10 protein-coding genes are annotated in these 13,598 nt (G+C 69.9%); 2 read left to right on the top strand and 8 right to left on the bottom strand.

The window, feature by feature from the left end; genetic code table 11:
- Positions 1–3: 3 nt before the first annotated feature.
- The 8 genes from ACGFH8_RS19140 to ACGFH8_RS19105 all read right to left on the bottom strand — a co-directional run bounded on the left by ACGFH8_RS19140 (position 4) and on the right by ACGFH8_RS19105 (position 11,594).
- Positions 4–3,948: a ThuA domain-containing protein gene (locus ACGFH8_RS19140; RefSeq protein ID WP_393368563.1), complete on the bottom strand. Its 3,945-nt coding sequence runs from the start codon at positions 3,946–3,948 to the stop codon at positions 4–6.
- Between the two features lie 23 nt (positions 3,949–3,971).
- Positions 3,972–4,976, bottom strand: a complete 1,005-nt coding sequence (locus tag ACGFH8_RS19135; protein WP_393368561.1) for a multicopper oxidase domain-containing protein — start codon at positions 4,974–4,976, stop codon at positions 3,972–3,974.
- Between the two features lie 306 nt (positions 4,977–5,282).
- Complete coding sequence (locus tag ACGFH8_RS19130; RefSeq protein WP_393368558.1) at positions 5,283–6,122, bottom strand: amino acid ABC transporter ATP-binding protein; 840 nt, start codon at positions 6,120–6,122, stop codon at positions 5,283–5,285.
- Positions 6,123–6,127: 5 nt separating this feature from the next.
- Complete coding sequence (locus ACGFH8_RS19125; protein WP_393368555.1) at positions 6,128–6,922, bottom strand: amino acid ABC transporter permease; 795 nt, start codon at positions 6,920–6,922, stop codon at positions 6,128–6,130.
- A gap of 122 nt (positions 6,923–7,044) precedes the next feature.
- Entirely contained in the window at positions 7,045–7,863 is an 819-nt protein-coding gene (locus ACGFH8_RS19120) for a basic amino acid ABC transporter substrate-binding protein (RefSeq protein ID WP_393368552.1), read from the bottom strand.
- A gap of 174 nt (positions 7,864–8,037) precedes the next feature.
- Entirely contained in the window at positions 8,038–8,715 is a 678-nt protein-coding gene (locus tag ACGFH8_RS19115; RefSeq protein WP_393368550.1) for a hypothetical protein, read from the bottom strand.
- 150 nt (positions 8,716–8,865) lie between these two features.
- Positions 8,866–11,142 (bottom strand): catalase/peroxidase HPI, encoded by a 2,277-nt coding sequence (gene katG / locus ACGFH8_RS19110; RefSeq protein ID WP_393368547.1) that lies wholly within the window; start codon positions 11,140–11,142, stop codon positions 8,866–8,868.
- The gene (locus tag ACGFH8_RS19105; protein ID WP_393368544.1) at positions 11,139–11,594 is read right to left on the bottom strand and encodes a Fur family transcriptional regulator; all 456 of its coding nucleotides are present in this window, start codon (positions 11,592–11,594) and stop codon (positions 11,139–11,141) included. The genes katG and ACGFH8_RS19105 overlap by 4 nt, the downstream gene beginning before the upstream one ends.
- A 193-nt stretch (positions 11,595–11,787) precedes the next feature.
- Between ACGFH8_RS19105 and ACGFH8_RS19100 the strand changes: the two genes are divergently transcribed.
- Together ACGFH8_RS19100 and ACGFH8_RS19095 are read left to right on the top strand one after the other, a co-directional pair.
- Positions 11,788–12,195: a YciI family protein gene (locus ACGFH8_RS19100; RefSeq protein ID WP_393369107.1), complete on the top strand. Its 408-nt coding sequence runs from the start codon at positions 11,788–11,790 to the stop codon at positions 12,193–12,195.
- A gap of 7 nt (positions 12,196–12,202) precedes the next feature.
- The gene (locus ACGFH8_RS19095; protein ID WP_393368542.1) at positions 12,203–13,345 is read left to right on the top strand and encodes an RNA polymerase sigma factor; all 1,143 of its coding nucleotides are present in this window, start codon (positions 12,203–12,205) and stop codon (positions 13,343–13,345) included.
- Positions 13,346–13,598 lie beyond the last annotated feature (253 nt).

The following is a 13,598-nucleotide window of genomic DNA, read 5'->3' as shown; positions in this document are numbered from 1 at the left end:
CTCCTAGAGTTCCCGCGCGCGGATGTTGCGGAACTCGGCCAGGTCGTTGTCACCGTGGTTCTGCAGACCGATGAAGCCGCTGAGGAACTGCCGCAGGTCGGTCGGCGGATCGCCGGCACGGGAGGACTGCTTGCCCGGCGTGTTGTCGAACTCGTTGATCACCACGCCGTTGCGGATCATCGTGTAGTGCTGACCGACCACGCGGATCTCGTAGTCGTTCCACTCGTTCTTCGGGGTGACGCCGGCCTGGGCGAGCGGCACCGGGTCGAAGTTGTAGACCGAGCCGGTCTTCTGCGGCTCGCCTGTCTCACCGTCGTAGATCTGGATCTCGTGTCCGCAGTAGATGGCCATCCAGGCCGGTGAGGTCCGGGCCGACCCGACGGTGCCGCAGCTGTCCGGTGGCCGCTGGTCGAGCGGGGTTCGCAGGTCCGGGAACCTGATGAAGACGCCGGTGTTGGCCCGTCCGGTGCCGGGGGCGATGTCGCGGAACTGCAGCCTCAGCGAGAAGTCGGCCAGTTCCTTCGTGTGCCAGAGCATGCCGAGGCCGCCGCTGGAGCGCAGCGACCCGTCCGGCTGGATGCTGAACGATCCCGTCGGCGCCTGCTGCCAGCCGCGCAGCGACTCGGCGGTGCCGTCGAAGAGTGGCTCGTACCCGGTGTGTCCGTTGCGCCCGATCTCGGACGCGGCGGCCAGCCGGGTGAGTGTGCCGCTCTCGCGGGCGTTGAGCAGACCGTCGTCCTGGAGTGCGCGGGTCACCGCGGTCACGTGGCGGACGAAACTGTTGTGGTCGGCCCAGGTGCTCTCGTCGTCGATCAGGTCGTTGACCGTGCAGCCCTGCCCGACCGTGCGGCTGGGCACCCCCGTGTCCGTGTCGTCGAGCCACACGTTCTGCCGGTCGTCCGGGACCGCGCAGCCCACCGTGACAGTGGTCTGCACCGTCGCCGTCGCACCGTCGGCGTACGTGACAGTCAGTTTGGCGGTGTAGGTGCCGACCCTGGCGTACGTGTGCCGGGGGTTCGCCTCGGTCGACGTGGCGCCGTCGCCGAACTCCCACCGGTGGCTGACGCCGCCGGAGCGCGCGCCGTCGAAGGCGATGGTCAGGGGCTTGTTCTGGACGGCCACGGAGGTCGCCGCCGGTGCCGGGGTGGGCGCGCCGCCGGTGTAGGTGATCCGGATGAGCTTCTGGTTGGGGTGCAGGCTGAAGAACCCGCCTCCGTAGTCCAGCAGGTAGAGCGCGCCGTCCGGGCCGAACTTGGCGTCCATCCAGCTCTGCAGGCGGGTGTCGCCGTTGCCGCTCGGGATGATGGCGCGCAGCGTCTCGGCGTAGACCGGCGGGGCCGCCGTCGGCACTCCGGCCTCGTCGACGGTGACCGCGACCCGGTTGGCGGCGTTCGACTGGTCGCCGATGAACCACTTCTCGTCCCAGTACGCCGGCCACGCCACAGTGCTGTTCGGGTCGACCCGGTCGCGGTGGTAGGTGGGGCCGGACATGATGGCCTGCCCGCCACCGCGCAGGTACGGCTGCGTGTAGGTGGCGTCGGCGGCGACGTAGGTGGGCAGGCCGCTGCCGTCGGCGCGCTTCGGGAAGACCGGGCCGCCGCCGTCGGGCGAATACCAGATCATGTTGTCCCGGGCCGCCGGGATGTCCACGAGTCCGGTGTTGCGCGGGGAGGTGTTCTTCAGGTTGTCGCAGTCGTACCAGCCGGTCAGCACGCTCGCGTCGGTGCTGCTGCGGTCCCGGTACGGCTGCCGGTTGCCCATGCAGTACGGCCAGCCCTGGTTGCCGGCCGAGGTGATGATGGTGGCGGTCTCGTACTTGGCCGGGCCGAGGGTGGGACTGGGCGACGCAGCGTCCGGGCCGACCCAACCGGCGGTCAGCCACTGGTGCTCCGGGTCGATCTGCAGGCGGGCGATGTTGCGCACGCCCATCACGTAGATCTCCGGGCGGGTCTTCTCGGTGCCCGGCGGGAAGAGGTTGCCCTCCGGGATGGTGTACGTGCCGTCGGCCTCCGGGTGAATCCGGATGATCTTGCCGGCGAGGTCGTTCGTGTTGCCCGAGGTGCGGCGGGCGTCCTGGAAGGAGATGCCCTGGTACTCCTGGGTCCAGTTGTTGCCGGAGTAGCCCTGCGATCCCTCGGAGGAGTTGTTGTCGCCGGAGCCGACGTAGAGGTTGCCCTTGGCGTCGAACGCCATTCCGCCGCCGGCGTGGCAGCAACTGTGGATCTGCACCGGGAACTTCAGCAGATCCTTGCGACTGGCCTGGTCGATGCTCTGCGCCGCACGGTCGTAGGTGAACCGCGAGACGGTGCGCTGCCCGACCCGCTGCACCCGGTCGATCGACTCGTGCGGCATCCAGTAGACGTAGAGCCACCCGTTGTCGGCGAAGGCGGGGTCGGGCACGATGCCGAGCAGGCCCTCCTCGTTCTTCACCAACTCGGAGCCGCTGCCCCGGTTGCCCATCACCTCCAGGGTGGTGAGCAGTTTGACCTGCTTGGTCCGCGGGTCCCAGGAGTGGATGGTGCCGCAGCCCAGGCCGACCTTCGGGTCGTTCCAGTCCGCGATCGGGCCACTCGGGCAGGCCGCCTTGCCGACGTAGAAGACCGTGCCGTCCGGCGCGATGGTGAGCCCGTGCGGCTCGCCGATCTGGTCGAGCTGCCCGGTCTGGTTGGCCGCGGTGAGTCGCTCCACCTTGTAGTTAGCGGCGATCGTGGCCTGGCAGTCGCCGCGTACGCGACCGGTGGTCCAGTTGAGCGCCCCGGCGAGGTGCGCGCGGAACGCCTCCTCACCGTAGCTGCCCTCGGTGTGGCCCATGCCGGTGTAGAACGAGCGGCCTCCGTCGTAGTCCCGGCACCAGGACACCGGGTGGAACGGGCCGTTGGCTCCCGGCCCCGGGTCGTAGTGCCGCTCCTCGACCTGGGCGAGCGTGTGCACGCTACCGATCGGGTTCGGGTCCCAGTTGTCCCAGCGGTCGGACCGGGTGATGGTCATCGGCAGCGACGCGGTGGCCGGGTGTTTGCGGTCCAGGATGTCGACCACCGCCCGGTTCACGGGGGTCGGCGGCGGCGCGGTGGCCGTGCCGGTGAACAGGCGCAGGTCGGCGAGCTGGATCAGCGGCTCACCACTGTTGGCGGTGATGTTCAGCCGGTAGCGGGTGAACTCCTGCGGCGTGGCGATGTCGAACCGGCGGGTCTGCAACCGGTCCCCGAAGGTCTGGTTGGTGCGCCGGTCCAGATCGGACCAGTTCTGCCCGTCGGTGGAACCCTGCAGGGTCCAGTCCTTCGGGTCCCGCCCGACGAAGTCGTTGGCCGACGTCAGCGCGTACCCGGTGATCCGTGTGGGCGCGGCCAGTTGGTACGCCACCCAGGCCGTCGGGGTGCGGACCAGCCACTTGGTGTTGGCGTCGCCGTCGGTCAGCTTCTCCTTGGTCTCGGTCGGCGGGTTCTCGCCGCTGGCGGTCACCGCGGCCACCGGCTCGGCCACCGGAATGGCACCCGCCGGGCGGGTGCCGATCAGGCCGGTGAACCAGGCCGAGTCGACCTGGGCGCGGGCGGCGTCGGCGATGCCGACGAAGCCGCCACCGGCCTTCAGGTAGCTCTGTAGCGCCGACTCCTGGTCGCGGTTGAGCGCGGCGCCCGTCGCGGAGAGAAAGACCACGCTGCGGTACGCGGACAGCCCGGTCGCGGTGAACACGCCCGGGTCCGTGGTGACCGTGACATCGATGTCATGACTGGCGCCAAGCTGTTTGATGGTGTCCACCGCGCGGGTCACCGGGTCCTGCTGCTCGGCCACCGGGCCGTGGAACACGAGGACCGCGGTCCGCGCCGCCTGCGGGGCGGCCGCCGTTCGGGGCGCGGCCGCCGCTCCCGGTGCGGCTGCCGCCGTCGACGCCGGGATCAGTGCCGCGAAGGCCGCTATCGCGGCAAGGAGTCGTCGTGGTTGTCTGGTCATCCCCGTCCCCACTTTCGGTTGGGTCAGCCTGCGTGCGTGTGGGTGTGGCCCTGGAACCGGTGGATCGCCTCCTCGGCGCCCGGTGGCATGCTGCCGTCGGCGTTGCGCACCAGGAAGATCCCGGCCATGCCGCCGTCGGAGTGGTTCTGCACGTGGCAGTGGTACATCCACGCTCCCGGTCCGACGCCCTCGCCGGCCAGCACCTGGAAGCCGAACGAGCTGCCCGGGTTGAGGTCCTTGTTGTCGATGACCAGGCTCGGGTCGCTCGGTCCCTCCAGCATTCCGGTGCGGTTGTCCGCCCAGCGGTGCGCGTGCAGGTGGAAGGTGTGGAACAGGTTGCCGTGGCCGATGGCGACCCACTCCACCCGCTGGCCCAGGTTCGCCTCGAAGATGGGCGTCTCCGGTGCCATCCGGTTGTTGATCATCATGTCGTGGAACACGACAGTGAACTGCTTCTCCGGCAGGATGTCGCCGCGACGGCGGACGATCAGCGCGCCGTACAGCCCCTTGGCCACCCCTGCGGTGCCGTGGTCGGTGCCCATGGCGTGGTCGTGGTAGTGCCAGTAGCCGGCACTGCCCGGCATGAACCGGCGGCCCGCCGCGGCGACCATCTCCCGCGAGCGCCAGACGTACGTGCGCGTCTCGCCCGGGTTGTTGAACGAGGCGTTCAGCGGACTGCCGTCCGAGTCGGTGCTGTAGTCCACCCCGTGCGGATGGATGGAGAGCCGTTGGTTCGTGGTGTTGACCAGGGTGATCTCCAGGGTGTCACCCTCGTAGATCTCCAGGAGCGGACCCGGCACGGTGGCCTGGCCGGGCGCCAGACCGTAGCCGAACAGGCCGCCGGGCAACTGCTCGGCGTAGATGGTGACCTTCTTCGTGACGCCGGCGGCAGCCCGGGCGGGGCTGGGGCCGAACGCGGTGCCGACCGCGGGGGCGGCCGCCCCCAGCGCACCGGCGGCGAGCGCCCCGGTGGCGATCAGGGATCTGCGGGACAGGTGACGAGGGGAGCCAGTGGCGTGATCGTCCATGGGTCTCCGTTCCCGACCGGGCGAAGACGCGACGAGGGCAGGGTGCAACGACCGCCGAGCACGGGGCGGCAGCACGACTGAGGTGAGGCTCGTCGCGGACTTTGCTCGGAAGACTCAGAGCTTTCGGTGGATGTCTGAAACTTATGTAGTCCATCGACGAAAGTCCAGGTCTGATTGCAAAAAGTTTACCTTGACATTACGACGTACTTCGATTGACATGATCCTGACACAGAGCCTGCGCACACCGCACGACGCCGGGCTGCCCTCGATGGGGCAGCCCGGCGGACAGGCGTACGAAAAGGGGCGTCAGAGCTGGTGGCGGTCGTCGGCCGGCAGGCCCGGCGCCTGCGGCGGCTCCGGCGACTGCTCGGGCTGACCGAGCTGCGCGACACGGGTCGGGTCGAGGACCCGGGAGAGGAACGCACGGGTCCGTTCGTGCTTCGGGTTGCCGAGCAGCTCCTGCGGCGGCCCCTGCTCGACCACCACACCCCCGTCCATGAACACGACCCGGTCGGCGACGTCACGGGCGAACGCCATCTCGTGCGTCACCACCATCATCGTCATGCCGTCCTCGGCCAGCTTGCGCATGACGGTGAGCACGTCGCCGACCAACTCCGGGTCGAGAGCCGAGGTCGGCTCGTCGAAGAGCATCAGCTTCGGCTCCATCGACAGGGACCGGGCGATCGCCGCCCGCTGCTGCTGCCCACCGGAGAGTTGCGCCGGGAACGCGTCGGCCTTGTCGGTCAGCCCGACGCGGTCCAGGTTGGCCCGAGCGACGCGCTCGGCCTCGGCCCGGCCGCGCCGCAACACCCGGCGCTGGGCGATGGTGAGGTTGTTCAGCACGGTCAGGTGCGGGAAGAGGTTGAACGCCTGGAAGACCATGCCGATGCCGCGGCGCACCGCGTCGATCTCGACGTCCGGGTCGGTCATCTCGACCCCGTTGACCCAGATCCTGCCGGCCGTCGGCTCTTCGAGGAGGTCGACGCAGCGCAGCAGCGTCGACTTACCGGACCCGGACGGCCCGATGACGCAGACCACCTCGCCCTGGCCGACCTCGAAGTCGATGCCCTTGAGCACCTCGAGCGGCCCGAACGACTTGTGCAGGTCGCGGATCTCGACGGCCGGACGCGGTTTCGTGCTCGTCATGCGGGTCACCGGGCCTTGGCGTAGCGCAGTTCGAGGCGGCGGACCACCTGGGACAGCGGCAGGGTGATGATCAGGTAGGCGAGACCGGCCACCAGCAGCGGGGTGGCGTTCACCCGGTCGTTCAGCATGTCCCGACCGAACTTGGTGACCTCGATGGTCTGCGCCGTCACACCGAGCACGTACGCCAGCGACGAGTCCTTGGTGAGGAGGATGAGTTCGTTCGTCAGCGGTGGGATCACGATCCGGAACGCCTGCGGGACGACGATCGTGCGCATGGCGGTGAAGTGCGACATACCGAGGGTGCGGGCCGCCTCCATCTGCCCCTTCGGCACGGCCTGGATGCCGGCCCGGATGGTCTCCGCCATGTACGCCGCGGCGGTCAGGCCGAGACCGATCGCGATCGAGCCGAACACACCGCCCGGAATCTCGCGCTCGGGAAAGGCGATGGGGATCCCGTAACCGACGAGGAAGAGCACCAGCAGCGCGGGCAGGCCCCGGAACAGCTCGATGTACGCCGTCGACAGCCAGCGGTACGGCGCGACCCGGGACAGCCGCATCAGCGCGAGGACGGTGCCGAACACGAGGCCGAAGGCGAACGCGCCGAGCGTGTAGAGCACCGTGTTGCGCAACGCGACGGTGATGATCGTCGGGAACATCGACTTGATGATGTCGACGCGGAAGAACGCGTCGGCCAACCGGTCCCAGTCCGCGGCGAAGAGCACCGCGGCGATGATGGCGATGAAGACCAGGTACTGCAGCCCGAGGGACAGCCGCTCCCGCTGGCGGCGTCGCAGCTTCACGTTCGCTCGTTGCCTTCCCGAAGGTTACCGACGCGCAGGACGCGCGCTCTGCTGTTGAGTGCGCGGACGCGCGCTCTGCGGCTGGACGCGCCTGACGCGCGCCCCGCTGCTGGAAGCCGTTCTCACGCGCTCGGCCGCTTGCCGATCCACTTCTCGTAGATCGTGTCGTAGGAGCCGTCCTGCTTGGCCTTGGCCAGCGCCTCGTTGATCTTTTTGAGCAGTTCCGGGTTGCCGTCCTTCTTCACCGAGAAGCCGTACTGCTCGCCGGTGTCGAACTCGGCGGCCACCTGGAACCCGCCCGGGTTCTTCTTGAGGTACTCGCTCCAGACCGGCAGGTCGTTGATGGCGGCCTCGACCTGACCGTTGGCGACGGCCTGCTGCTCGGCGGCGAGATCCTCGAACTCGACGAGCTTGAGGCCCTTCTCCGCCTCGAACTTCTTGGCGTAGTCGCGACCGGTGGTGGCCGCCTGGACGCCGACCTTCTTGCCCCGGAGGTCGTCGAGCGACTTGTACGTCTTGCCGGTCTTCACAAGCATCGCCTGGGTGGCGTCGAAGTACGGGTCGGAGAAGTTCATGACCTTCTGCCGCTCCGCGGTGATCGTCATGCCGGCGGCTGCCGCGTCGCACTTGCCGGTGTTCAGGTCCTGACCGGACTTGATCCCCTCGAACGGGGTGTCGATGATCGTCTGCGCGACGCCCAGGTCCTTGGCCACCAGGTCCATGATCTCGACGTCGAAGCCGGTCACCGTGCCGCTGGCGTCCTTGGACTGGAACGGCGGGTACGGCAGGTGGGTGCAGACGGTCAGCTTGCCCGCCTGGACCAGCTTGACCCCGCTCGCCTGGACCTCACTGTCGTCCTTCTTGGCGCATCCCGCCGTCACGGCGAGGGCGGCGACCGCCACGACGAGTCCGGCCTGCCGAACAGCGTTCTGGAACCTCACGGCTGTGTCCCTCCGGTTCGGCTCACCGGTCACCGGAAGCCAGGTTGGTGCTGAGACTTGAGACAGGCGACGGTACCCGATTTCAGCGAGCCGGTCCCAGATCACGCCGGGCCGCTCGACCGACGGGCCAGCAGCGGCCGCCGCGAAACCCGACACCCGAGCAGCAACGAGCCCTCAACCGCCGGTGCCCTCGGGCGCCCCGTCCGGGGTGAAGGCCGATCCTTCGGGGTCTGTGGTGAGGAACACGTGTTGATGGCCGTGGCCGGCGTCGACGCTCACCTGGTCGAGCTGGGTCGCCGCGACCGACCAGCTCGTGACGGCCTCGGCCGCCTGCCGCGCGGTGATGTCCAACAGGGCCGCGCGTTGTGCCGTCGGCACGCTGGCGGCCAGCGCGTAGGAGTCGACGGCCAGGGACGCCTGCTGGATCGCCCCGCGCAGCCCACCTCGCGCCACGTTCGTGGCGGTGGACCCCGACGGCGGGTCGGCGAACGGCTTGGCGGCTTCCCGCATGGTCTCCTGCCACCGCTTGGCCTGCTCGGGGTCCGGCGCGCGGCCGGCTGACGTCTCCGTCTTGAGGGCGGTCAGGATCGGAGCCACCTGGCCGCTGACCGTGCGGGCCGTCTCCGTCAGCTCCACGATCTGCTGAGCGTCCCGCTTGGCGTCGGCCTCTTTGATGGACGCGATGGACGCCTCGACGGCGTCCGGTCGCCCCACCTGGTAGCCGATCAGCCCACCCACCAGGGCGGTGACGAGCGCGACCGCCGCGGTGACCGCCACGAGGCGCACCGTACGGCGACGACGCACGTCGGGCTTGTCCGACAGGTAGGAGGGCCGGCCGGTGCGACGCGCCATCGCATCTCCTCACATCGATGGTGTGTGGGGCCACAGGTTAGCCGCCACACGTGACGCCCGTCGATAGCGCCGCCGGCATCGAGGTGACGCCGCCGAGCCCGACGAGCCCCGACCGATGGCGATCGGCCGGGGCTCGTCGGTGTCCGGCTGTCAGGCGATGTCGAACCGGTCCAGCTCCATGACCTTGGTCCAGGCGGTCACGAAGTCGGCCACGAACTTGTCGCGGGCGTCCTGGCTGGCGTAGACCTCCGCGAGGGCGCGCAGCTGCGAGTTGGAACCGAAGATGAGGTCGACCGCGGTGGCGGTCCACTTCACCTCGTCGGTGGCCAGGTCGCGGATCTCGTACACGTGCTCGTCGGACTTCGACGCGCTCCACCGGGTGCCCGGGGAGAGCAGGTTGGCGAAGAAGTCGTTGGTGAGCACACCCGGCCGGTCGGTGAGGACACCGTGCTGGCTGCCACCGGTGTTGGCGCCGAGCGACCGCAGACCGCCGACGAGGACCGTCATCTCCGGCGCGGTCAGGTTGAGCATGTAGGCCCGGTCGACGAGGAGCACCTCCGGCTGGGTCTTCTCACCCGGACGCAGGTAGTTGCGGAAACCGTCGGCCCGCGGCTCCAGGACCCGGAACGAGTCGGTGTCGGTCTGCTCCTGGGTGGCGTCGGTGCGACCCGCCCGGAACGGCACGGTCACCTCGACGCCGGCGTCCCGGGCCGCCTTCTCGACGGCTGCCGACCCGGCCAGCACGATCAGGTCGGCGAGCGAGATCTTCGCGCCGCCGGCCTCGTTGAACTCCCGCTGGATGCCCTCCAGCGCCTTCAGGACGGTCGCCAGCTGCTCGGGCTGGTTGACCTCCCAGCTGCGCTGCGGCTCCAGACGGATCCGCGCCCCGTTGGCGCCGCCCCGCTTGTCGGTGTGGCGGAAGCTCGCGGCGGACGCCCAGGCGGTGGAGACCAGCTGGGCGGTCGTCAGACCGGAGTCCAGGATCTTCGCCTTGAGCGCGGCGACGTCGGCGTCACCCACCAGCTCGTGGTCCACGGCCGGCACCGGGTCCTGCCACAACTGCGGCTCCGCCACCCACGGCCCGAGGAAACGCTCGATCGGGCCCATGTCGCGGTGCAGCAGCTTGTACCAGGCCTTGGCGAAGGCCAACGCGAACTGGTCGGGGTTCTCCAGGAAGCGGCGCGAGATCTTCTCGTACGCCGGGTCGACGCGCAGCGACAGGTCCGTCGTGAGCATCGTCGGCCGGTGCTTCCTGGCCGGGTCGAACGGGTCCGGGATGATCGCCTCGGCGTCCTTGGCGACCCACTGCTTCGCGCCACCCGGGCTGGTGGTGAGCTCCCACTCGTAGCCGAACAGGATCTCGAAGAAGCGGTTGCTCCACTGGGTCGGCACGTCGGTCCACGTCACCTCGAGACCGCTGGTGATCGTGTCGGCGCCCTTGCCGCTGCCGTGGGTGTTCAGCCAACCCAGGCCCTGCGCCTCCAGCGGGGCGCCCTCGGGCTCCGGGCCCACGTGGTTGTCGGCGACGGCGGCACCGTGGGTCTTGCCGAAGGTGTGGCCACCGGCGATGAGGGCGACGGTCTCCTCGTCGTTCATGGCCATCCGGCCGAAGGTCTCGCGGATGAAGTGCGCCGCCGCGGCCGGGTCCGCGTTGCCGCGAGGACCCTCCGGGTTGACGTAGATGAGACCCATCTCGGTGGAACCGACGCCGGCCGCCATCTCCTTCTCGGAGGCGTAGCGCTCATCGCCGAGCCAGGTGTCCTCCGGGCCCCAGAAGATCTCCTCGGGCTCCCAGACGTCCTCGCGACCGAAGCCGAAGCCGAAGGTCTTGAAGCCCATCGACTCCAGGGCGACGTTACCGGCGAGCACGAGCAGGTCGGCCCACGAGATCTGCTGGCCGTACTTCTGCTTGACCGGCCACAGCAGCCGGCGGGCCTTGTCCAGGTTGGCGTTGTCCGGCCAGCTGTTCAGCGGCGCGAACCGCTGACCGCCGTCGCCGGCGCCGCCCCGGCCGTCCTCGATGCGGTACGTGCCGGCGGCGTGCCAGCTCATCCGGATCATCAGGCCGCCGTAGTGGCCGAAGTCGGCCGGCCACCAGTCCTGCGAGGTGGTGAGGACCTCGGTGATGTCCCGCTTGAGGGCCTCGACGTCGAGCTTGGCGAACTCCCTGGCGTAGCTGAAGTCCTCCCCCAGCGGGTTGCCCTTGGACGAGTGGGCGTGCAACACCGAGAGGTCGAGCTGGTTGGGCCACCAGTCCCGGTTGGTGCGCGGACGACCGCCGGTCTTGGGAGTCGGCGAGTCGATCGCCGGGTTCTCGCTCTCGCTGCCGTGCGCGGTCACCGAGTCGTGCGCGACCGGGCAGCCGGCGGCCGCCTTCTGGTCCACGCCCTGCGCGCTGGTGGGGCCGTTGTCCTGGGTGTCGCTCATGTACTTCCTTCCGAGCTTGCGGATCTCTGGGGCGTGCGTTCGGTCGCGCAGTCGGGACAGAAGCCCCAGTAGACGACCTCCGCCTCATCGATCACGAAACCGTGGTCGACCGAGGCGGTGAGACAGGGGGCGTGACCGACGGCGCACTCGACGTCGGCGATCGCGCCGCAGGAGCGGCACACGACATGGTGGTGGTTGTCCGCGACCCGGGACTCGTAGCGGGCGGTCGCGCCGGCCGGCTGGATACGCCGGACCAGACCAGCGTCGGTGAGCACGCGCAGCACGTCGTACACCGCTTGGTGGGAGACCGTGGGATGATCCGCCCGGACCAGCGCGATCACCGCGTCGGTGCCGACGTGCGGATGGTCGCGCAACGCCGCGAGCACCGCCAGTCGGGGCCGGGTCACCCGCAGCGAGGCGGCCCGCAGTTGCGCCTCGAAGTCGGACATCACCCGGCGAACACTAGCTCACTATTCTGGAACGAATCAAGTTTTGGCCGGTTTCGGGCCGCCGTGTCGACGGATGTCACCCGCGCCGCGCGGCGAGGGGAAAATAATCCGGGCGCCATGTCGAGAACCGGCGACCGGCTCCGTCCCAGGGGTGAACGTGGCCACGAACGGCCGCACCCGCACCGAGGAGAACACGATGGCGAAGTACCTGCTGCTCAAGCACTACCGCGGCGGCCCGGCCGGGGTCAACGACGTACCCATGGACCAGTGGACGCCGCAGGAGATCTCGGCGCACGTGGCGTACATGAGAGATTTCGCGGCACGGCTGGAGCAGACCGGCGAGTTCGTCGACGGCCAGGCGCTCGCCCCCGAGGGCGCCTGGGTGCGCTACGACGGTGAGGGTCGCCCGCCGGTCACCGACGGCCCGTTCGCCGAGACCAAGGACCTCATCGCCGGCTGGATGACGATCGACGTCGACAGCTACGAGCGCGCCGTCGAGCTGGCCGGGGAACTGTCCGCCGCCCCCGGCAAGGACGGGAAGCCGATCCACGAGTGGCTCGAGCTGCGCCCGTTCCTGACCGAGCCGCCCACCATCACGGAGTGACCCGGTCATGAACGAGGCCCTCATCCGGAGCCTCACGCCGAGCGTGCTCGGGGTCCTCGTCCGCCGCGGAGCCGACTTCGCGGCGGCCGAGGACGCCGTGCAGGACGCGCTCGTCGAGGCGGTCCGTGTCTGGTCGACCGACCCGCCGCGGGACCCGAAGGGCTGGCTGGTCGCCGTGGCCTGGCGCCGGTTCCTCGACGCGACCCGAGCGGACGCGGCCCGCCGCCGACGCGAGGACCTCGTCGACGAGGAGCCGCCGCCCGGCCCCACCCCGGCGGTGGACGACACGCTCCAGCTCTACTTCCTGTGCGCCCACCCGTCGCTGACGCCGTCGTCCGCGGTCGCGCTCACGCTGCGCGCCGTCGGTGGGCTGACCACCCGCCAGATCGCCCAGGCCTACCTGGTGCCGGAGGCGACGATGGCGCAGCGCATCAGCCGGGCCAAGCGCACCGTCTCCGGGGTGCGGTTCGACCAACCCGGCGATGTCGCCACCGTGCTGCGCGTCCTCTACCTGGTCTTCAACGAGGGCTATTCCGGCGACGTCGACCTCGCCGCCGAGGCCATCCGGCTCACCCAGCAGCTCGCGGCCGCCATCGACCACCCCGAGGTGGCGGGGCTGCTCGCCCTCATGCTGCTGCACCACGCCCGGCGGGCCGCTCGGAAGGGGCCCGACGGCAGCCTGGTGCCGCTGGCCGAGCAGGACCGCGGCCGATGGGACACCGCGTCGATCGCCGCGGGCGTCGAGATCCTGCAGGCGGCCCTCGCCCGCGACCGACTGGGCGAGTTCCAGGCCCAGGCCGCCATCGCGGCGCTGCACGCCGACGCGCCCACCGCCGAGGAGACCGACTGGGTGCAGATCGTCGAGTGGTACGACGAACTCGCGCGACTGACCGACAGCCCGATCGTCCGGCTCAACCGCGCGGTGGCCGTGGGCGAGGCCGACGGCGCGCGCGCCGGTCTCGCGGCGCTCGCGGCGCTGGATGACACGCTGCCCCGCTTCACGGCGGTCGCCGCGTACCTGCACGAGCGCGACGGCAGTGTGGCGACGGCAGCCCGGCTGTACGCCGAGGCGGCCCGGAAGGCGTCCAACCTGGCCGAGCGCGACCACCTGACCCGGCAGGCCTCCCGACTCAACGCCCGCCGCCGCTGACCGGCTCGCGCCTGTCGACTGCCGGGGTGTTGAGGTCCGGAAAGTCTCCGGAAGTTTCCGGCCACTGTTTCCGGCGTCCTCTTCGGTCGACGCACGACGCCCACGTGCACGGCAACTTCTGATCGACTACTGACCTGGATAGACATCGCCCTGCGGCAGATCGCCGGTCACCGCGCGAGGACGGCCATGTTTCCGAAAATTGTTGACAAGTCGACGGCCAGGTTAATACGGTCGCCATCGACGGACCTCAATC

This window comes from Micromonospora sp. NPDC049175 (genome assembly GCF_043197345.1).
GTDB lineage: Bacteria > Actinomycetota > Actinomycetes > Mycobacteriales > Micromonosporaceae > Micromonospora.
Note: the sequence above shows the minus strand (reverse complement) of the source record. Positions and strands in the feature narration are given on the sequence as shown.

What these genes read in the sequence shown, in the direction of transcription:
- ACGFH8_RS19140 (WP_393368563.1), bottom strand. Translation starts at nt 3,948, where the DNA reads ATGACCAGACAACCACGACGACTCCTTGCCGCGATAGCGGCCTTCGCG.
- ACGFH8_RS19135 (WP_393368561.1), bottom strand. Translation starts at nt 4,976, where the DNA reads ATGGACGATCACGCCACTGGCTCCCCTCGTCACCTGTCCCGCAGATCC.
- ACGFH8_RS19130 (WP_393368558.1), bottom strand. Translation starts at nt 6,122, where the DNA reads ATGACGAGCACGAAACCGCGTCCGGCCGTCGAGATCCGCGACCTGCAC.
- ACGFH8_RS19115 (WP_393368550.1), bottom strand. Translation starts at nt 8,715, where the DNA reads ATGGCGCGTCGCACCGGCCGGCCCTCCTACCTGTCGGACAAGCCCGAC.
- katG (WP_393368547.1), bottom strand. Translation starts at nt 11,142, where the DNA reads ATGAGCGACACCCAGGACAACGGCCCCACCAGCGCGCAGGGCGTGGAC.
- ACGFH8_RS19100 (WP_393369107.1), top strand. Translation starts at nt 11,788, where the DNA reads ATGGCGAAGTACCTGCTGCTCAAGCACTACCGCGGCGGCCCGGCCGGG.
- ACGFH8_RS19095 (WP_393368542.1), top strand. Translation starts at nt 12,203, where the DNA reads ATGAACGAGGCCCTCATCCGGAGCCTCACGCCGAGCGTGCTCGGGGTC.